This window comes from Kribbella sp. NPDC023972, from assembly GCF_040639075.1.
Lineage (GTDB): Bacteria > Actinomycetota > Actinomycetes > Propionibacteriales > Kribbellaceae > Kribbella.
Window position 1 is genome coordinate 282,554 of the sequence record NZ_JBEZZH010000004.1, and the last position, 18,605, is coordinate 301,158.

The following is an 18,605-nucleotide window of genomic DNA, read 5'->3' on the forward strand; positions in this document are numbered from 1 at the left end:
AGGACAAGCAAGGTCTCCTCATCATCGGAACAGCCATAACCACTTCTGCCCACTTCCAGCCCGGGAAAACACCCGCGCGTATTCCGTTACATACTGCCGCCGAAGTTCACACGTTTAGCCAAGAAACCGAGACGAAATCGACGGAATTGAACGTTGCAATAACCGCACGCATTCGCACCACTACGCATCCGCACCATGCCCTCACTCACCCCCGGTGACCCGTCGCACACGCCTCCAAACTCATGACACCTGAACGCCAGAGCGCAGCGAAGATGTCACAGAGCGAGTTCGGTTCAGCGAACGACGCAGCGTTCAGGAGGCGGGGCGGCGTTTTGGCGGGAAAGTGAAGGAGGGGAGGGGTGGAGCCGGGGGTTCGGCGAGGACTTTCAGGGCGGCTTCGGGGCGGTCGGTGATGATGGCGTCGACGCCGAGGTCGCGGCAGTGGCGGATGTCGGCGTCGGCGTTGGCGGTCCAGACGTGGACCTGGTGGCCGTGCTTGTGCGCGCGGTCGACGTACTCCGGGTGGGCGGTGACGATCTCCAGGCTCGGGCCGGTGTACGAGACCCCGGTGGGCAGGGAGCCGTCGCGGAACCGGAGCGGGACGCGGTCCATCAGCAGAACGGTCCGTAGGCCGGGCGCCATCGTCCGCATCCGGCGCAGGGACAGCCAGGAGAAGCTCATCACCCGGGCAGGGGACTCGGTGCCGACCTTGGGATGCGCCCACCCGTAGCGGTCGAGGGCTTCGATCAGGCGGCGCTCGACCAGGCCGGCGTACCGGGTGGGGTGCTTGGTCTCGATCGCCAGCTCGAGCGGGCGGCCGGCGTCGCGGACTGTGGACAGCAACTCCTCCAGCGTCAGCACCTTGCGTACGTCGGGACTCGGCAGCTCGGCGTCCTCGTCGAGATCGGCCCACGGGTTCTTCCAGGACCCCCAGTCGAAGGCCTCGAGCTCCTCCAGACTCATCGTGGACAGCACGCCACGGCCGTTGGAGGTGCGCTCGATCCGCCGGTCGTGCACGCAGACCAGGTGTCCGTCGGCGGTGAGCCGGACATCGCATTCGAGGCCGTCCGCCCCCGCGTCGACTGCTTGACGGTACGCCGCCAGCGTGTGCTCGGGACTGATGTCGCTAGAGCCGCGATGGGCCACCACGCGTGGGCCCTTTCCGGACAAGGTCTGCCCCATGAGGACAACTCTGTCACGGGCCCAAGTGAGCGCGTCACGCGGCCACGCCAGGCGTGGAAAACGATTGCTGACACCTGCGCTCCGGACCAGCCCGGCAGACCGTCGGACCAGGACGCGAGGATGGGCGCATGGAGATGCGGGCGGTGGTGCTGGACGGGCCGGGCGAGCCGGAGGACCTGCGGGTACGACGGGTGCCGGTGCCGGTGCCGGATCCTGGACCCGGCTGGGTGCGGATCAAGGTGGAGGCGTTCGGGTTGAACCGTTCGGAGTACCACCTCCGCGCCGGCCTGGCGACCAACGCGCGCTTCCCGGTCATCCCCGGGATCGAGGCGGCCGGCACGATCGACCTCGCACCTGGTGGCGAGTTCGAACCCGGACAGCAGGTGGTCGCGATGATGGGCGGGATGGGCCGGGAGTACGACGGCGGGTACGCCGAGTACACCGTCGTACCCGTGTCGTCGGTGATCCCGGTCGAGACCGACCTGGACTGGGCCACGCTCGGCGCGCTGCCGGAGATGCTGCAGACCGCGCACGGGTCGCTGCACACCGGCCTGGCGATCGAACCCGGGCAGACGCTGCTCATCCGCGGCGGTACGTCGTCCGTCGGAGTGGCCGCTGCGGCGATCGCGAAAGAACACGGCCTGACCGTGTTCTCGACGACCCGGAATCCTCAGCGGACAAAGGTTCTCAGCGACCTCGGCGTCGACTACCCGATCGTTGACGATGGCAACATCGCCGCCAGGGTCCGGGAGATCGTCCCAGCCGGCGTGAACGCGGCCCTCGAGCTGATCGGGACGAATGTCCTGCCGGACACGCTTCAGGCGACCGCGATCCACGGCACCGTGTGCTTCACCGGCATGCTCAGCGACAACTGGACGATCCCGGACTTCTACCCGATCGGCTACTTGCCCAACGGTGTCCGCCTGACGGCGTACGGCGGGGAGAGCACCGACCTGCCCGCGGCAGCGTTCCAGCGGTACGTCGACTTGGTGGCCGACGGCAAGCTTCCGATCCGGATCGATCGCGTGTTCACGATGGAGCAGATCGGCGAGGCGCACCGCATCATGCAGGACGGTGCCGCGGTCGGGAAGCTGGTGGTCAGAACTGGCGTCGGCCCCACCACCTGACGGGGCCGACGCCAGTGCCTCAGGCCGTGGCCGCCTCCGACGAGGTGGACGTACGGCGCCCGGCCGGGCGAGCCAGACCGTAGTGGTCCCGCAGGGTTGTCCCGGCGTACTCGGTCCGGAACATTCCACGCTGCTGCAGGATCGGCACCACCTGGTCCACGAACGCGGTCAGCCCGGAAGGCAGCACGGCGGGCATGATGTTGAACCCGTCGGCCGCGCCGGTCTCGAACCAGTCCTGGATCGCGTCCGCCACCTGTTCCGGCGTACCGCTGAAGGTTCGGTGCCCACGGCCACCACCCAGCCGGCCGATCAGCTCGCGGACGGTCAGCTTCTCCCGCCGCGCCAGCGTGACGATCAGGGTGTAGCGGCTCTTCGCACCTTCGATCTCGTCCTCGTCCGGCAGGCCGGCCGGCAACTGCTGGTCGAACGGCAGATCCTCCGGCTTCACCCGCAACGTGCGCGCCAGCTGCAGCCGCGCGTACTCGGGCCGGATCAACGAGTCCAGCTCCTGCTCCAACGCCCGCGCCTCCTCGACCGTCCCGCCGATCACCGGCACGATCCCCGGCAGGATCAGCAGAGTCGACGGATCGCGACCGAGAGCCGCGGTCCGCGCTTTCAGGTCGCGATAGAACGCTTGCGCGTCCTCCAGTGTCTGCTGCGCGGTGAACACAGCCTCGGCGTACCGGGCGGCAAGGCCCTTGCCGTCCTCCGACGAGCCGGCCTGCACGATCAGCGGATGCCCCTGCGGCGACCGCGGCAGGTTGAGCGGCCCGCGGACCTGGAAATGCCGGCCGACGTGGTCGATCGGCACCACCCGGTCGTTCAAGGCCCAGACGCCGGACGACTTGTCGGCGATCGGAGCGTCGTCCTGCCACGAGTCCCACAACTTGTACGCGACCTCGAGGAACTCCGCGGCCCGCTCGTACCGCTCGGCGTGGGCCGGCTGGTCGGCCAGGTTGAAGTTCCTCGCCGCCTCCGGGCCGGCCGTGGTCACCACGTTCCAGCCCGCGCGCCCGCCACTGACATGATCGACGCTGGCGAACCGCCTGGCCAGGTTGAACGGCTCGTTGTACGTCGTCGACGCGGTCGCGATCAGCCCGATCCGCGAGGTGACCGCGGCGATCGCGGTGAGCAGCACCGTCGGTTCCAGCGAGCCGGCCGGCCGACGGCCGACGTCTCCGAACAGCACCGGTGAGTCCGCGAAGAAGACCGAGTCGAGCTTCCCGCGCTCGGCGATCCGCGCGAGCTCCCGGTAGTGCTCGACGTCAACGTTGGCGAACGGATTGCTCTCCGGCAGTCGCCACGATGCCTCGTGGTGCCCGGTGCTCATCAGAAATGCGTTCAGGTGCAATTGCCTGCTCACAATGAAACCCCCAATGCATCGAGAAGCCGCTCGCGTACGGCGGCAAAACCTGGATCGGCCGGACTGCGCGGTGTGCTCAACGAGATCGACTCGGAAGCGACGATCTTCCCTTCGTCGAGCACTATCACCCGGTCGGCCAGGACGATCGCTTCGTCCACGTCATGGGTCACCAGCAGTACGGCGGGCTGATGTGCCGCGCAGAGTTTTCGCAGCAATACATGCATCTTCAGCCGGGTGAGCGCGTCGAGCGCCCCGAACGGCTCGTCCGCGAGCAGCAACTCCGGCTCTCGCACCAGCGACCGCGCCAACGCGACCCGCTGCTGCTCGCCACCCGACAACTCGTTCGGCCACGCGTTCTCCCGACCCGCCAGACCGACCTCGGCCAAGCTGGTCCGCCCGCGCTCCGAAGCACCGGCCAACCCAAGGAGGACGTTGTCCAACACCCTTGCCCACGGCAACAACCGTGAATCCTGGAAGACAACGGACACGTTGCCCGGCACAACCAGTTCGCCGGATCCGTCGACACCGGAGTCGAGCCCGGCCAGCGCCCGCAGCAAGGTGCTCTTGCCCGACCCGCTCTTCCCGAGCAACGCCACGAACTCCCCCGGCGCGATGTCCAGGTCGACACCATCCAGGACAGCTCGCTCGTCGTACCGCCGCACCAACTCACGCACCTGGACGGTCATGGGGCCTCCCGGCCTGGACTGAGGAGTGGAGGGAGCGAAGCGACTGGAACGACGAGGGAAGGCCGGGAGCCAAGGCCCCATGACCCGCCGTGCCGAAGGCGCGGCCATGTGCACCGTCAGGAGTCCAGTGTGCGGCGCCATGACAGGGCCTTCCTTTGAATCAGGCGGACGGCGCCGTCGGACAGCAGGCCTAGTACGCCGTACAGGACGAGGCCGACGATGATGATGTCGGTCTGTCCGTAGGTCCGGGCCAGCTCCATCATGTAGCCGATACCACTGGTGGAGTTGATCTGCTCGACGACGACCAGCGACAACCAGGCGCCGGTGACGGCGAACCGCAGGCCGAGCAGGAATCCGGGCAGCGCACCCGGCAGGACCACCCGGCGGATGAAGTCCCAGTGCGACAACCCGACGGTCTGGGCGAGCTCGACGTACCGGGCGTCGATGGTGCGCAGCCCGTTGTGGGTGTGGATGTAGATCGGCACGAACACGCCGAGCAGGATGGTGACGATCTTCATCGACTCGCCGATGCCGAGCCACAGGATCAGCAGCGGCAGCAGCGCCAGCGACGGGATCGCCCGCTTGATCTGGATCGGCCCGTCCAGGATCGCCTCACCGAGCCGGGACAGACCGGAGATCAGCGCGAGTACGACGCCCAGCACGATGCCCAAACCGAGTCCGATGAAGGCCCGCTGGGTGGAGGTCCACAGGTTCGACTGCAACCGGCCGTCGGCGATCAGGTCGCCGGCCGTGGTGACGACCGTCCACGGAGCCGACAGGACCCGCTCGTCGAGCCAGCCGGTGGCGGATCCGATGCTCCAGATCACCAGCAGCAGAACCGGTCCCAGGACGGCGCCGAACTTGATCGGCTGGCCTGGCCCGAGCCTTCGACGTCGTACGACGGGCGTCCCGGCCACCTGCTGGGTGCGCAGGCCGGGCAGAGTGGTGGCGCTCATTTCACGGCTCCCTTGATCGCGTCGGCGGCGACGGTCTGGAACCGCAGGTCGTAGAGATCCTTGGCCTGGATCACCGGGTTGCCGGTCTCCTTGGCGAGTAGCTCGATCGTCTCCTGCTGACGCTGGATCGCGTCGCTCCAGTCGGCGCTGATGTCCGGATGACCGGCGTTCTCGACCAGCCATTGCCCGTCGGCTTCGGTCAGCCCTTGGTCCTTCACGTAGTACCCCTCGATCCACTCGCGAGGGTGCTTGTCGATCCACTCCTGGGCGACGCCCCAGGCGGCGACGTACGCGCGGATCGCGGCGGCCTTGCCGGAGTCCTCGAGTGACTCGGTGGCTACGTAGAGGTGGCCGGCGTCGTCGCGCAGCCCGTGGTCGATCGTGGTGGCGCCGTCCTTGCCGTACTTGCCCAGGTACCGCTTGATCTGTACGCCGCCGATCGGAGCGACCTCGACCTGCTTGCCGGCCAGCGCCTGCGAGTACACGTCGCCGGTGCTGGGCAGCTCGACCAGCTGCACGTCCTCCTTGGTCAGCCCGGCCTTCTTCAGCACCTTGAGGATGAGCGCGCCCTGCGCCTGGCCCGGGCTGTAGGCGATCTTCTTGCCGCGCAGGTCCGCCAGCGTCTTGACCGTCGTACCCGGAGCGATGCCGAGCTCGTAGATCGGGTGGTTCAGCGGGTCCTGGCGGAACTTGGAGGCGACGATCCTGACGTGCAGACCGGTCCAGGTCGCGTGGATCGGCGGGATCTCCGCGACCGAACCGACGTCGAGAGCCTTCGCCCGGAACGCCTCGGTGGTCTGCGGACCGCCGCTGAGGTTGGCGAACTGGACGAACTTCGACACCTTGTCGAGCTGGCCGGACAGCTCCAGCGCCTTCTGGGTGGTGGGATCGCCGACGACGATCTTCACGCCGTCCGGGACGGTGGTGGGCAGTGGAGCGTCGAGTGCGAGCTTGGCGGCGGCGCTGCCTCCGGCCTGGGCGTCACCGCCGCAGCCGGTCACCAGGGCAACGATGGCGAGTGCTGCGGTCAGTACGGCGTACGTGCGGGTCCTAGACATGATGGGCCTTCGGGTGCGGAGTGGCGGTGGCGTAGCGGCCGTCGTGGTACAGCAACGGCTCGTGCTCACGTCGTTCGGAATGGGTGGTGAGGCGGGCGACGACCAGGTAGTGGTCGCCGACGGCGAAGCGGTGCTCGACCTGGGCGCGCAGGAAGCTCGGCGCGTCGTCGAGGACCGGCTCACCGGTGCGGAGCCTGGACCAGCGGGTCGGCTCGGCGAACCGGTCGATGCCACTGGTGGCGAACCGGCCGGCGATGGCCTGCTGGTCGGCCGACAGGAAGTTGATCACCACGCTGCCGGTCTTGCTGACGGTGGGCCAACTGGACGCACTGGTGGCGATCGCGAACGAGACCAGTGGCGGCAGCAGGCTGACCGAGACCAGTGAGGTGGCGGTGAACCCGGCCGGACCGTGGCCGGCCTCCGCGGTGATCACCACGACACCGGCGGCGTGGCGACGGAAGACGGACCGGTAGACGTCGGCGTCGACGGTCCGCTCCTCCAGACGGTCGGGTACGACGGACAATGCGGGAACAGACATGTCTCTCCCTCGGAATCGGGGCAGGGACGACCGGCGGTGGGCAGCAGGAAGCACCACGACCGGGCGAGGAGTGGGAGGCGGTTCAGAGGCCTCGTACGGCGGGACTTCCGCCGGGACAACGGGTCAAGAGGTCACCGACAGGTGGCGCTCGCCGTCCGCAGGAGATCGATGACGCGACGGCGGGTGAGCAGGGTCGTCGTCATGTCAGCAATCTTCGCATCAAAGTCTACTGAGTAACTGCACAATCTCGGGATCCGGACCAGGCACCCTCACATCCGTTGGCCGGCATGCGTTCTACTGACGTGATGGCTACGGAGAAGAAGGTTGCGCTGCCACCCTTCCAGGCGCTGGTCGACGCGCACTGGCGGGACGTGGCGCGGCTGGCGCGGGCGCTCGCCGGGCCGGTGGACGGTGACGACGTGGCCCAGCGGGCCTGGGAGAAAGCCTTCGCCGCCTACCCCGAGCTCACCTCGGCGAAGAACCTCCGCAGCTGGCTCCTGACCATCACGGCCCGCTGCGCCACCGACCTGCACCGGGCGCGCAGACCACAAAGCCCGCTCGACGAAGCTCCGCCGGTGGCCGTCGACGGCCCGGACGCCGCGGACTGGCCGGATCCCGACCTCTGGCAGGCCGTGAACAACCTGCCCGAACGCCAACGCTTCGCCGTCACGCTCAAGTACGTCGGCGACCTGGACCACCACGGCGTGGCCGCCGCCCTGGACACCACGCCTGCCGCGTCGCGACGGCTCGTCAGCGACGCGCTCGCGACCTTGCGCACCAAACTCGGAGTGAACGATGACTGACCTCGAGAGCCGGCTGGGCCGGCTCACCGCACCCGACCTCAGACCACCGGTCTTCCCTACCGCCGACGTCGCCTACACCCTGCACGACACCCCGATCGGCACCCTGCTGCTCGCGACCGCGAACGGCCGGGTCGTGGCCAGCTCCTTCGGTGACGAGGAGACCATGACCAACCGCCTCGCCAAGGCCGTGTCCCCGCGCGTACTCCGGCAGCCCCGGGCGCTGGACGACGTACGGCGGCAACTCGACGAGTACCTGGCCGGCCGCCGGCACGAGTTCGAGCTGGAGGTGGATCTCGCGCTCGCGACGCCGTTCCAGCGACTCGTGCTGACCGACCTGCCGGCACACACCAGCTACGGACGTACGACGACGTACGGGCAGCTGGCCGGGGAGATCCACAAGCCCAAGGCGGCCCGGGCAGTCGGTACGGCGCTGGGCGCGAACCCGGTGTGCGTCGTGCTGCCCTGCCACCGGGTGATCGGCTCGAGCGGAGCACTCACCGGGTACGCCGGCGGGCTGGAAGCGAAGCGATTCCTGCTGAATCTGGAATCGAAAAGCTGAGTTTCCCGCCGACTCGAGAAGGGATTTAGACTGAAGGAACAAGGAGCAGATCCCCAGTGTGGAGTGGGGATCTGCTTCTTGTTTTCCCTTGCCTGCAAGGAGATCCGGGGCCGGTGAAAGGTTCCGGAAATGCGGTCAGCTCAAGAATCTGACGCGTCAGTCAGCTCCGGGGTGCCTGATCTCCAGGATGAGCCGGCGGCGGCCGCCCCAGTCCCGTTTGTAGACCTTGTAGTCCTCGATTCCGGCGGCCGCGCAGAGCCGGCCGTAGCTGATCTCGTCGTGGATGAAGTGCACGCTGCTGGTGCCGAAGTGCTCGGTGGTGACGATCCGGTGCTCCGGCCCCTGGCGCATCCCGTTGGCGATCTCGGCCGCCGTCGCCGGACCCCAGACCGGGCCCTCGATGATCGCCAGCCCGCCAGGCTTGAGGACCCGGGAGATCTCGCAGATCGTGGAGATCTGCTCGTCCTCGGCGAACAGTTCGTGGAACGCCGTCCACAGGCAGATCACCGCGTCGAACGAGTCCCACTTGTAGGGCAGGTCGGTCATCGAGCCAATCGCCCAGTCGATCGACAACTCCTCCTCGTCCGCCTTCGCCTTGCCGGCCTCGATCAGGTTCGGCGAGATGTCGAGAGCACGCACGACCTTGCCGGCCCGGCGGAGCGGCAGCGCGATCCGGCCGTACCCGCAACACAGGTCGAGCACCGACTCGCGGCCGTCCAGCAGCTCCTCGACAGCCTTCACGGTCGCCGCGTCCCGCTCGGGCGTGGTGCGCGCGGCCAGCCCGTCGGCCCCCAGTTCCGCGTACTCGGCCCGGCTGCGCAGTGCGGAGTTCAGCATTGCGCAAGTATCCCGGTTACTCCGGGTCAGTTGTCCAGCGGTCGGCGCCCGATCCGGCCGAGCCCGATCGCGGCCAGCATCGAGATCACGATCGACGTGTACGTCGCGCCGAGCCAGCCGGGCACGGGCTGGCCGGCGAAGAGGCGCTGCTGAAGATCGAGCCAGAACGGCGACCAGCCGGACACCGTGCCGGGGTTGACCAACTGGTACGCGATGAAGCCGATCAGCCAGGCGACGGCCGGCTGCCAGCGGAAGCGCGCCGTACCGGAGACGTCCCAGTTCATCTTGCTGACCACGAAGAAGTCGGCGATCGCGACCGCGAACAGCGGGATGAAGACCGAGCCGATCAGATAGAGGAACTGCGTGTAGTTGCCCAGGTCAACCAACAGGGCGAGACCGGTGGCGAGTACGCCGATGGCGATCGAGATCCACCGCCGGTCGATGTGACCGACCAGGTTGTGCGCGGCCATCGTGGTGGAGTAGACGTTCGCGTAGGCCTCGTCGACCTCGTCCACCAGCAGCACGAACAGCGCGATCGCACCGGCCGGCAGCGTGACGAGTGCGGTGATCACGTCCGCGCTGTTGGTACCCAACGTCGCCACCGCGAACACGCCGAGCGCGTAGTAGACGATCGCCGCGATCCCGTAGCCGAGCGACGATCCGGCGAAGGCAGCCTTGTTCGTGCGCGAGTGGCGGGTGTAGTCGGCGGCGAGCGGTGCGAACGACACCACACCGGCGGCAGCGAGGTCGACGGCCGGCCAGAAGCCGAAGACACCGTCCTGCGGCAAATCCTGCACCGGCTTGCTGAGCACCTGCACGAACAAGTAGACCGACGCGATCAGCACCAGCCAGACCATGAACTTGCGCAGCAACCTCACGCTGCCCAGTGGCCGGACCGCCATCGCCGTGGCGATCACGCCGGCCAGTACGACGAACAGCCAGCGCCAGCGCTCACTCGTCACCGCCACCGCGGCCTGGGAGATGACGATGATCTCCATCGTCGCCCAGCCGACGTTCTGCGCGATGTTCAGCACCGTCGGCGCCATCGAACCGCGTCGGCCGAACAGGCCGCGCAGACTCGCCATCGCCGGCGCTCCGGTGTGCGAACCGAACACGGCCGCACCGCCGAGCACCAGCGCTCCGATCCCGCAACCAACCACGACCGCGAGCAGCCCCTGGGCCAGCGAGCCTGTGTACGCCGCGACGAGCGCACCGGTCACCGGGCCGAACAGCGAGATGCCGAGGTTCCCCCAGAGGGTGAACTGGTCGAGAAAGCCGAGAGTGCGCGGTGTGTCCGTGGTGAGGACGAGCGGCGCCTCGGTCTGGTTGACAGGACGAACAGCAGTACTGGTCATGGTGACCTGCTCCCTACGCCGGCATTACCCGGTCAGGTTCAGGCGGTCGGCGACCCAGCGTCGCCCTCTCAGCCCGCGCATGGTGCGAGCTCCCGCAGAGGTTGTTACCGCGTCAACGATAGCGCTTCAGGTTCGGCCCGGTGCAGCGGCTGCCCGCTGGATGAGAGCGGCCAGCTCGGGACCGTTGGTCAGCACCGGCATGTGCGAGCCGGTGGCCAGGGTCCGGGCCTCAGCGTGGGTGAGCTCGGCCAGCCGGTCCGTCCACTCGGCCGGCGACAGGTGGTCATGGCGGCAGCGCACGATCAGGATCGGCGCCTTCACCCGGGTGATCACCCCAGCCAGATCGTGGTGCCGGGCTGCTTCCACTGCCCGGGCGATGGTGGAGAGCGTCGTACGGGCGTATTGCGGGGCGAGCGCCGGGATCAGCCGAGGCGACTCCGGGGCGGCCGAGCCCAGCCAGCGGGCCACCAGGTCGCGCCAGCTCGCCGCACGGACGTCTCCGGTCGGAGCGACCAGGACCAGCGCATGGACCAGCTCGGGGTAGGCGACCGCGGTCTCGACGACGATCTGGCAGCCGGCCGAGTGCCCGACCAGGACCGACCGCTCCCGCATCTTTTCGGCGACCGCCGTACCAAGAGCTTGTGGTCGCAGGTCGTCACCTGGCCCGGCGGGTTCGCCGTACCCGGGCAGGGTGACGATCTGGTACGGCGTGATGAGGTGCTCGACCGTGGGTGCGTACGACTTGGGCCCGAGGCCGAGGCCCGGGACCAGGACGATCGGGATGCTCACTCCCAGGGCGGGCGGGCCGGCGGCGCCTGGACGACCGGGTTGGCGACCGGCGGCTTCAGCTCCCGGTAGCCGAGCAGGAAGCCCGCGGCGAGGATCAGCAGGCCGATACCACCCCAGCCGTACGCCGTCGGCAGCCGATCGAGCGTGTCGTCGATGGCACCCATACCGGTGGACAGGACCATCACCAGCCAGATCAGGATCGGTACCACTGACACCCCGACCAGCAGCAGGCCGCCGAGCTCGATCGGGTCGATCTCGCGTCCGACCCGGCGGCGGGCCAGTACGTCGCGCGCCCACATCGCGATCGCGGCCACACCGACCAGGAGCATCAGCAACTGGCCGATCGTGTCGATGACGTCCGTACGGAGCGGGTGGTTGAGTGCGGAACCCGGGGCCTGGGAGATCTCGCGCAGGGCCACCCGCTGAACCGAGAGCACCAGCAGGCCGTAGACGCCGGCGAGGATCGCGGCAAGCAGCACGACGCGGGCCGCGCGGGGATCGCGAGGTGCGACGGGCAACTCCCGCCCGTACTGAGGGAGCTCGTGCTGCTGTGGGTGCGCGGGCGGGCCATACGGGGAGCCTGGCCGGTAGTTGGGTGGCTGGGTGTAGGCCGGTCCGCCGGGTGGTGGTGGTTGCGGCGGTACGCCGTACTGGCCGGGTGGGGAGCCGTACGACTGTGGTTGGGCGTAGGCGCCAGGCTGGGGTTGCCCGGAGGGCGGGGAGCCGTAGGTGCTGCCGCCGTACGGCGTGGGCGGGGCGTAGTGGTGCTCCTCGGGCGGCTGCTCCGGCTGCTCACCGCGGCCGTACGTCGGGAAATCCTGTGACGACATCGCTGCTTCCTCCCCTCGGACTCAGCTTCTCACGAACGAGGCCTTCGCTCAGGTCGCCTAACGCTCAGGTCGCCTTGATCGTCGGCCAGGCGTTCGGCAGACAGCCGGCCAGGCCCTTGGTCTGCTGCATCATCACCGGCGCGGGAGTCTTCGCCTTGGTGCAGGTGGAGTGGCCGTGGCCGAGCGCGTGCCCGACCTCGTGGTTGACCAGGTAGTTGCGGTAGAGCGCGACGTTCCCCGCGTACGCCGGGATCGCGTACATCCAGCGTTTCGCGTTCAGCACGACCCGGTCCTCGACCCGGCAGGAGACTTCACCGCCGGTGTCGAGCGGCAGGCACAGCTTGTCGGTCAGGGTCGGCGTGGCCAGGATGATGCGCAGATCGGCGTCGACCTTGTCGGTCCGCTCGAAGTTGACCGGGTGGATGGCCTGCCAGCCGCGCGGGTCGGTCAGCGTCTGGTGGATGACCGCCGCGACCGCGGCCCCGTTGACCGACAGACCCTGCTCGATCTCGACCCGGTAGGTCAGCTTGTCCCGGACGCCGGTCGCCTTGTCCGACCCCGGTACGACGGCGAGCTTGCCGCTGGACACCGAGTAGTTCGGCTTCGAGCCCTTCGGCGGCCGGGTCAGTGTCGGCGCCGGACGCTGCGGCGTGGTGAACTTCTGCGTCGGCGTGGCCACCGGCGTCGGCGTCGGCGTACTGACCGGCACCTCGACCGCCGACGCGGCAACCCCGGCCGCCACCTCAGCCGCCAGACTCCGCCGGTTCGTCGCGTCCGGATGCGCCACCACCACAGTCCCCAGCACCGCCAGCGCGGTCACCGACAACCACTGCGCCCGGTACGACGTCTTCCGGCTGTGCCGCCCACCCTTCCTTTTCCGGGCAGGCGCATCCGCGCGCTGGCCAGTCCGCCGGGTGGTCATGACGATTCACCCTACCGACCCACTCATGCCTCCCGAAAGGGGAGTGTCACGCGTCCCTCACTAACGAACCCGAGGCAACCAGTCATTGCGGTCAGCAGGAGCTCGCCCGGTGCCCGCCGACAACTCGCCCGGTGCGCCGACGCTCAGCGGTACCGGTCGAGGAACGTGGTGAGTTCCGCGACGTATTGCAGGCCCCTGACGTGTGGTGGCCGGTGAACCACATCTGGATGCTCGCTGGACCGGTTCTGGACTTGGCCGGTCTAGTTTCTCGGGACATGAACGGACGACGTCTGCTCGGCACACTGGTTGCTCTTGCTGCGCTTTCCGCCTGCTCGGACGGAGCCGAGGGCGGGGCCCAGCCGTCTTCGCCGGCCGCCAGCCCGACAACGACCACGCCGACGCCGAGCCCGATGCCGGCGATCTCCGCGGTGGAGGTGCAGAAGGCCGTGAGCGGGTTCCTGGCGGTTCGGAACCGTGCCTCGGCCCGGTACGACGACGCCCTGATCCGGACCGTCGCCAGTGGCCCGTTGCTGGAGCGAGAACTCGCCGACCACAAGATCAACCGCATCCTGAAACGGAAAATCCCGCCGCTCGCCGTCGTGAACCCGGTAGGTTCGGTCACGCCACCGGGGACGTGGCCGCAGCGGCTGGTCGTGGCGGCCGAGGTGAAAGGCAAAGCCGACGAGCGGATCGCGGGCCTCGCACAGCGCAGCGCTCCCGACGCACCCTGGGCCTGGACCCATCTGGTGAATCTCGGCTCGGAAACGCTCGCTCAGTACGTGACGTCTCCACCCCTGCCGGGTGGCGGGAGCGTACGAACGCCGACCAGAGCCGAGCTCGGCAGACTGTCGATGACGCCGGCCGCGGCCGTGCAACGACTGGCGCAGGACATGAGCACCAGGACGCAAAGTCTGTTGTTCGACGGATTCGCGCTGACCGGGAGCGCCGACGAGTACCGAGGCGACCTGATCCTGCAGGCGTCGATGACAACGCCGGACGAGCGACCTGCCACCCTCGCGGTCGAGTACGGTCCGGCGGTGGCGCTGCAGTCGTTCGGCAAGGTGCTGGTATTCGCGACAATCTCGATGAGCTGGATCCACCCGGTCGAGCCTGGGACCCAGGCGAAGTGGCCGCCCGGGCCGCAGCAGGCGCTCGCCGTCAAGGGTCGTTGGTACACCAAGTCCTTGATGGACTTCGAGCAACTGCAGGTGGTCCTCGCCATGCCCCCCAAGGGCTCGGGGGACATCCAGGTGCTCGGCATCTCTCGTCAGCGCACCGGGGTCGGCGGCGTCTGAGCGGGCGGTCTGCGTGGATCAGGCTGTGCGGGTGCGGAGGAACTTGCCGAAGTGGGGGACGGTGAAGGCTACGGTGCCGCGTTCGGCGGAAAAGACCAGGCCCTTCTTGATCAGGCCGTCGCGGGCGGGGGAGAGTGACTGGGGTTTGCGGTTGAGGGTGCTGGCGACCTCGGCGGTGGGGACCGAACCGTCGTCGACGCCGATGCCGAGCTCGGCCATGGCGCGCATGTATTCGCGTTCGGCCGGGGTGGCGCGCTCGTACCGGGATCCGAAGAAGCCGACGGTGAGTTCGGCGGAGGCTTCCGGGGCGGCGACGGCGACGTCCTTGACGGTGATCGGCGAGGTCGGGGCGTGGTCCCAGGTGGCGTGGGCGAAGGCTTGGACGAAGTACGGGTAGCCGTCGGTCTGGGCGTACAGCTCGTCCAGCGCCTCGTCGTCGTACCGGACGCCCTCGCTCTCGGCCGGGATCATCAGCGCGCGGTCACAGGCGTCGCGGGCCAGGCGGTCGACGCGGATGTAGCGGAAGAGTCGCTCGGAGTACGACTTGCTGGCCGACAGTACGGCGGGCAGATGCGGCAGGCCGGCGCCGACGACGACCAGCGGTGCGCTCTGCTGGGAGATCTCGTGGCACGCCGCACACAGAGCGGACAGGTCGTCCGCGCTGATGTCCTGCATCTCGTCGATGAACAACCCGACCCCGACGGACAGGTCGCCGGCCAGATCGGCCGCGTCGGTGAACAGCTCGATCAGGTCCATCTCCAGGTCACCGGAGTCGGCCCGGCCCTTCGCCGCCGCCACGTCGACCGGCGGGTGCCAGCGGATCCCCTTGCGGTCGTTCGCCGCGGTCCGCAGCGCGAATGCCTTCAGTACGGCGCTGAACTGGTCGACCCGATCGTCGTCGCGGTGCCGGTGCCCGAGCTCGCGCATCGCGGTGTGCATCGCCTGCGCGATCGGGAGCCGGATGCTCTGGTCCGGCCGGGCCTCGATCTTCCCGGTGCCCCAGGCCCGCTTGATCGCCTGGCTCCGCAGGGTGTTCAGCAACACCGTCTTACCCACGCCCCGGAGCCCGCTGAGCACCAGGCTCCGCTCCGGCCTGCCTGCCGCGACCCGCTCGAGCACCACCTCGAACTGCCGCACCTCGGTGTCGCGTCCGGCCAGCTCAGGCGGCCGCTGACCGGCGCCGGGCGCATAGGGATTCCGGATCGGATCCATGCATTTCACTGTATGGCCGCATCTAGCGTTTTCCTTAGATTTCGCTAGCGAGCCCCAGAACGTGTCGCGCCCCGGTCGAGGCGCGACACGTTCTCAGCGGGGATCAGCTGACCGTCACGATGCGGTACGGCGAGACCGCCTGCGCGTGGTCCGCGTCCGCGGTGAACAGCACCCGGTAGGCGAAGCTGCCCCGCGTCGCCGGCTTGATGCCGAAGGCGTACGCGCCCGAGGCACTCAGCTTGACCGAGGCGATCGACGTCCACGTCTTGTTCGCGTACAGCTGCAGGTAGACCGGCTTGCCGTAGTGCGCCGGCGCGACGTATCCGGACAGCTTCGTGATGCCACCCAGCCGGATCGCGGTGGGCGACAACACCGACGAGATCGTCGGCGCGACCTGCACGGTGATGTCCGCGGTCCGGGTCCCCATCAGGTCGGCGTTGCCGGGGAAGGTCAGCATGTAGACCGAGGACACGGCCGGCTTGTGGGCGATCGAGACCGTCCCCGTCGACGACGTCTTCAACGCGGCGAGCAGGGTGAACGTGGAGACGTTCTTCGACCGCACGTACACGTTGACCGGCAGGCCCGCGTAGGCCACGTTGTCGATCCGCAGCGTGCTGCCCTTGATCGTGATCGAGCCGCCGTAGTTGATCAGCGTCGCCGTGGTGCTGATTCCCGACTTCATCCCGAGCAGCCGCGTCACCGCGACCGGGCTGACCTTGCCTCCGCGGTCGACAACCCAGGCGGCGAACGTGTACGTCGTTCCCTGCGCCAGCCCGGTCGCCTTGACGGCGGACGCCGTACCGGCGTGAACCAGGGCGCCGGTGGTGAAGGTCGGCGCCGTGCTGCCGGCATTGCGGCGGACGACGACGTAGTCCAGGTCCGTCGTGGCGGGAATCTTCCAGGACAGGTTCGCGGCCAGGTAGGCACCGCTCGCGTCGAACGAGGTCACCGCCTGCGGTGCCAGATCGGCGGTCTGGAACGTCGACGTGTAGCCGCCGAGGCTCGCCGGGCCGGTGTCCTGCACGGCGCCGATCACGATCCGGTACGGCGTGTTGTCGAGCAGTGAGCTGGACGGCGTGATGACGATCTTCCGCGCCGCGGCGTCGTACCCCGGCGCGATGGAAACCTGTGCGCCGGTCTTCCCGTTCAGCAGCCGGACCGTGTTGGTGTTGATGCTGGCCGGCGCCGCGTCGCGGCTGAGGGTGACCGTGGGCTGAACGCTCACCGGGACGTGCGCGGTGAAGTCGGGCACCGAAGCGTCCTGGACGATGAAGGACGGGTCAGTGGGCCCGGGGCCTCCGGTGTCCGAGTCGGTGACCGTCACCGTGTACGGACGGCTGTCACGCGAGCCGTTGGAGTTCCGGACCTGGATGTAGGTGACGCCGGCACTGAGGCTCGCGTTTGTCCCGGCGGTCAGGGCGGCGGGGATCTCGAACCCGTCCTCGTCCTCGTCCGGGCGCGGGGTCTGGGCGTGGCCGAGCAGCCGGAAGTCCTGGTCGTAGACGAACACGACCGGGCCGAAGTTCTGCGCGAACTCGGCGGAGTCGAACACCGGACCGGTGACCTTGATCGTGACGTTGCGCGCGGCGGCGGAGCTGATCTTGAACCAGTCGGTGTCGCCCTCGGCACCGATCGTGGCTGAGGCCGAACTGCCCAGGGCCTGAGCCCGGGCCGGGAAGTCGTTGCCGTCCGGCGTCGCGGGAGTGAAGTCGGCCGCCCACTTGCCGCCCAGCGCGGCGTAGGCGTCCACGATGCCGGCGCCGTAGTACGGGTCGGCGCCGCGCGGACCCGCATCCCGGGCGGTCGCCTTGAGCCGGGCGACGACCTGGTCCGGAGTGAACGCCGGGTACCTGTTGCGCACCAAGGCGGCCACACCGGCGACGATCGGGGCCGAGAACGAGGTCCCGCTGGCGATCCCGTACGGGAATTCTGGATCGAAATCGCTCGGCACCGTGCTGGCGATGTCGTAGCCGGGCGCTGCGAGGTCGAGCCAGTCGCCGCGCGAGCTGAAGCCGGTGACCACGGCGTTGTCATTGGTCGCGCCGACGGACAGCACGTCCGGGTACGCGGCCGGGTACTGCGGCGCGTCGTCCCCGGTGTTGCCGGCGGCGGCCACCACCACGACGCCCTTGGCCACGGCATTCGCCACCGCGTCCCGCAGTACCAGGCTCTCCATCGTCCCGCCGAACGACATGTTGACGACCCGGGCACCGTGCGAGACCGCCCAGTTGAGGCCCTCGATGATGTCCTCGTCGGTCCCGCCGCCGAACTCGTCGAGAACCTTGACCGGCATGATCTTCGCGCTCCAGGCGACCCCGGCGATGCCTTCGGTGTTGTTCGTGTTGGCCGCGATGATGCCGGACACGAAAGTGCCGTGGAAGTTGTCGTCGACGGGTGGCGTCGCCGGGTTGACGGCGTTGTAGCCGGCCACGGTCCGGCCGGCCAGATCCGGGTGACCGGCATCGATGCCGGTGTCGAGTACGGCGACCGTCTGGGCGCCGGCGCTCTTGCTGAGATCCCACGCCTGCGGCATCCGGACGGTCGGCAGGTAGCCCTGGAAGCCGGCCGCGTAGGCCTCGTCGTTCGGCGTCGCGGTGGCCTTGCGGATGTAGTTCAGCGACGCGAGCTCGACGCTGGGGTCCGCCTTGAGCTTCTTCAGCAGCTCGGACGCGGGCACCGTTGCGGTGACCGCGACGACGTCCGCCCCGACGGACGTCCTGGCCTTGGCCGCGGTCTTGCTGAGGGCCTGTTTCCGGGCCGACGCACTCGCGTTCGGCCGGAACTTCACCAGGACGGAGTGCGGGTCATAGGCGGTGGTCTGCCCGGTGGAGAACGGAAGTTGCTTCGGCTTCGGCTTCGGCGCGGCCGCCTGGCCGGCCGAGCCGGTGACCGCGACCAGCGTCGCGGCGATCAAGGCAGCAGGTACGCCGAGGCGCACGAATGAGGCAGGACGGAACGACACAGATCCCCCCACGGATCTCAGAGTGGCAGTCGAGGGAGTATGACACGGCACTCCGGAAAGGTCGCTGCCGATTCAACTACAACCACGGCGCGAGCACTCTCTACAGCTTTCTAGTGTCAGACCTAGATTTC

17 protein-coding genes and 1 riboswitch are annotated in these 18,605 nt (G+C 68.7%); of the genes, 4 read left to right on the top strand and 13 right to left on the bottom strand.

Annotated elements, in window-relative coordinates:
- Positions 1 to 312: 312 nt before the first annotated feature.
- Positions 313 to 1,182, bottom strand: a complete 870-nt coding sequence (locus AB0F43_RS18475) for a glycerophosphodiester phosphodiesterase family protein (protein WP_360477640.1) — start codon at positions 1,180 to 1,182, stop codon at positions 313 to 315.
- 128 nt (positions 1,183 to 1,310) lie between these two features.
- Between AB0F43_RS18475 and AB0F43_RS18480 the strand changes: the two genes are divergently transcribed.
- Positions 1,311 to 2,309, top strand: a complete 999-nt coding sequence (locus AB0F43_RS18480; RefSeq protein WP_360477643.1) for a zinc-binding dehydrogenase — start codon at positions 1,311 to 1,313, stop codon at positions 2,307 to 2,309.
- Between the two features lie 19 nt (positions 2,310 to 2,328).
- Here AB0F43_RS18480 and AB0F43_RS18485 read toward each other — a convergent pair whose 3' ends face one another.
- The 5 genes from AB0F43_RS18485 to AB0F43_RS18505 all read right to left on the bottom strand — a co-directional run bounded on the left by AB0F43_RS18485 (position 2,329) and on the right by AB0F43_RS18505 (position 6,910).
- Positions 2,329 to 3,672: an LLM class flavin-dependent oxidoreductase gene (locus tag AB0F43_RS18485; protein WP_360477645.1), complete on the bottom strand. Its 1,344-nt coding sequence runs from the start codon at positions 3,670 to 3,672 to the stop codon at positions 2,329 to 2,331.
- Positions 3,669 to 4,358, bottom strand: coding sequence for an ABC transporter ATP-binding protein (locus tag AB0F43_RS18490; RefSeq protein ID WP_360477647.1), 690 nt, complete (start codon positions 4,356 to 4,358; stop codon positions 3,669 to 3,671). Before AB0F43_RS18490 ends, AB0F43_RS18485 begins: the two co-directional genes overlap by 4 nt.
- Before the next feature lie 116 nt (positions 4,359 to 4,474).
- Complete coding sequence (locus AB0F43_RS18495; RefSeq protein WP_360477650.1) at positions 4,475 to 5,314, bottom strand: ABC transporter permease; 840 nt, start codon at positions 5,312 to 5,314, stop codon at positions 4,475 to 4,477.
- Complete coding sequence (locus AB0F43_RS18500; RefSeq protein ID WP_360477653.1) at positions 5,311 to 6,372, bottom strand: ABC transporter substrate-binding protein; 1,062 nt, start codon at positions 6,370 to 6,372, stop codon at positions 5,311 to 5,313. Before AB0F43_RS18500 ends, AB0F43_RS18495 begins: the two co-directional genes overlap by 4 nt.
- On the bottom strand, positions 6,365 to 6,910 hold the full coding sequence (locus tag AB0F43_RS18505; protein WP_360477657.1) for a flavin reductase family protein: 546 nt from the start codon (positions 6,908 to 6,910) through the stop codon (positions 6,365 to 6,367). Before AB0F43_RS18505 ends, AB0F43_RS18500 begins: the two co-directional genes overlap by 8 nt.
- 305 nt (positions 6,911 to 7,215) lie before the next feature.
- On the opposite strand from AB0F43_RS18505, the gene AB0F43_RS18510 reads away from it, so the two are divergent.
- Together AB0F43_RS18510 and AB0F43_RS18515 are read left to right on the top strand one after the other, a co-directional pair.
- Entirely contained in the window at positions 7,216 to 7,713 is a 498-nt protein-coding gene (locus tag AB0F43_RS18510; protein WP_360477660.1) for a sigma-70 family RNA polymerase sigma factor, read from the top strand.
- On the top strand, positions 7,706 to 8,272 hold the full coding sequence (locus AB0F43_RS18515) for a methylated-DNA--[protein]-cysteine S-methyltransferase (protein ID WP_360477663.1): 567 nt from the start codon (positions 7,706 to 7,708) through the stop codon (positions 8,270 to 8,272). The genes AB0F43_RS18510 and AB0F43_RS18515 overlap by 8 nt, the downstream gene beginning before the upstream one ends.
- A 156-nt stretch (positions 8,273 to 8,428) precedes the next feature.
- On the opposite strand, the gene AB0F43_RS18520 is transcribed toward AB0F43_RS18515, so the two are convergent.
- The 5 genes from AB0F43_RS18520 to AB0F43_RS18540 all read right to left on the bottom strand — a co-directional run bounded on the left by AB0F43_RS18520 (position 8,429) and on the right by AB0F43_RS18540 (position 13,005).
- Positions 8,429 to 9,109 carry a methyltransferase domain-containing protein gene (locus AB0F43_RS18520; protein WP_360477666.1) on the bottom strand — a complete coding sequence of 227 codons (681 nt, stop codon included), beginning with the start codon at positions 9,107 to 9,109 and terminating at the stop codon, positions 8,429 to 8,431.
- 26 nt (positions 9,110 to 9,135) lie between these two features.
- Positions 9,136 to 10,464 (bottom strand): cytosine permease, encoded by a 1,329-nt coding sequence (locus AB0F43_RS18525; RefSeq protein ID WP_360477669.1) that lies wholly within the window; start codon positions 10,462 to 10,464, stop codon positions 9,136 to 9,138.
- Positions 10,458 to 10,570, bottom strand: a riboswitch (TPP riboswitch). Its footprint overlaps the gene before it by 7 nt.
- Positions 10,571 to 10,590: 20 nt before the next feature.
- Complete coding sequence (locus tag AB0F43_RS18530) at positions 10,591 to 11,253, bottom strand: alpha/beta hydrolase (RefSeq protein ID WP_360477672.1); 663 nt, start codon at positions 11,251 to 11,253, stop codon at positions 10,591 to 10,593.
- On the bottom strand, positions 11,250 to 12,083 hold the full coding sequence (locus tag AB0F43_RS18535) for a hypothetical protein (RefSeq protein WP_360477675.1): 834 nt from the start codon (positions 12,081 to 12,083) through the stop codon (positions 11,250 to 11,252). Before AB0F43_RS18535 ends, AB0F43_RS18530 begins: the two co-directional genes overlap by 4 nt.
- A gap of 64 nt (positions 12,084 to 12,147) precedes the next feature.
- Entirely contained in the window at positions 12,148 to 13,005 is an 858-nt protein-coding gene (locus AB0F43_RS18540; RefSeq protein WP_360477678.1) for a DUF3152 domain-containing protein, read from the bottom strand.
- A 275-nt stretch (positions 13,006 to 13,280) separates the two neighbouring features.
- Between AB0F43_RS18540 and AB0F43_RS18545 the strand changes: the two genes are divergently transcribed.
- On the top strand, positions 13,281 to 14,300 hold the full coding sequence (locus tag AB0F43_RS18545) for a hypothetical protein (RefSeq protein ID WP_360477681.1): 1,020 nt from the start codon (positions 13,281 to 13,283) through the stop codon (positions 14,298 to 14,300).
- Between the two features lie 18 nt (positions 14,301 to 14,318).
- Here the strand turns inward: AB0F43_RS18545 and AB0F43_RS18550 are convergent, their stop codons facing one another.
- Together AB0F43_RS18550 and AB0F43_RS18555 are read right to left on the bottom strand one after the other, a co-directional pair.
- Positions 14,319 to 15,512 carry an ATP-binding protein gene (locus AB0F43_RS18550; protein ID WP_360477684.1) on the bottom strand — a complete coding sequence of 398 codons (1,194 nt, stop codon included), beginning with the start codon at positions 15,510 to 15,512 and terminating at the stop codon, positions 14,319 to 14,321.
- A gap of 103 nt (positions 15,513 to 15,615) precedes the next feature.
- Positions 15,616 to 18,486 (bottom strand): S8 family serine peptidase, encoded by a 2,871-nt coding sequence (locus tag AB0F43_RS18555; RefSeq protein WP_360477687.1) that lies wholly within the window; start codon positions 18,484 to 18,486, stop codon positions 15,616 to 15,618.
- Positions 18,487 to 18,605: the final 119 nt, after the last annotated feature.

Bases quoted from the DNA above. Each gene is read 5' to 3' on its own strand.
- AB0F43_RS18495 (WP_360477650.1), bottom strand. From the start codon at position 5,314: ATGAGCGCCACCACTCTGCCCGGCCTGCGCACCCAGCAGGTGGCCGGG.
- AB0F43_RS18535 (WP_360477675.1), bottom strand. From the start codon at position 12,083: ATGTCGTCACAGGATTTCCCGACGTACGGCCGCGGTGAGCAGCCGGAG.
- AB0F43_RS18545 (WP_360477681.1), top strand. From the start codon at position 13,281: ATGAACGGACGACGTCTGCTCGGCACACTGGTTGCTCTTGCTGCGCTT.
- AB0F43_RS18500 (WP_360477653.1), bottom strand. From the start codon at position 6,372: ATGTCTAGGACCCGCACGTACGCCGTACTGACCGCAGCACTCGCCATC.
- AB0F43_RS18490 (WP_360477647.1), bottom strand. From the start codon at position 4,358: ATGACCGTCCAGGTGCGTGAGTTGGTGCGGCGGTACGACGAGCGAGCT.
- AB0F43_RS18480 (WP_360477643.1), top strand. From the start codon at position 1,311: ATGGAGATGCGGGCGGTGGTGCTGGACGGGCCGGGCGAGCCGGAGGAC.
- AB0F43_RS18505 (WP_360477657.1), bottom strand. From the start codon at position 6,910: ATGTCTGTTCCCGCATTGTCCGTCGTACCCGACCGTCTGGAGGAGCGG.
- AB0F43_RS18540 (WP_360477678.1), bottom strand. From the start codon at position 13,005: ATGACCACCCGGCGGACTGGCCAGCGCGCGGATGCGCCTGCCCGGAAA.
- AB0F43_RS18515 (WP_360477663.1), top strand. From the start codon at position 7,706: ATGACTGACCTCGAGAGCCGGCTGGGCCGGCTCACCGCACCCGACCTC.
- AB0F43_RS18520 (WP_360477666.1), bottom strand. From the start codon at position 9,109: ATGCTGAACTCCGCACTGCGCAGCCGGGCCGAGTACGCGGAACTGGGG.
- AB0F43_RS18525 (WP_360477669.1), bottom strand. From the start codon at position 10,464: ATGACCAGTACTGCTGTTCGTCCTGTCAACCAGACCGAGGCGCCGCTC.
- AB0F43_RS18475 (WP_360477640.1), bottom strand. From the start codon at position 1,182: ATGGGGCAGACCTTGTCCGGAAAGGGCCCACGCGTGGTGGCCCATCGC.
- AB0F43_RS18550 (WP_360477684.1), bottom strand. From the start codon at position 15,512: ATGGATCCGATCCGGAATCCCTATGCGCCCGGCGCCGGTCAGCGGCCG.
- AB0F43_RS18510 (WP_360477660.1), top strand. From the start codon at position 7,216: ATGGCTACGGAGAAGAAGGTTGCGCTGCCACCCTTCCAGGCGCTGGTC.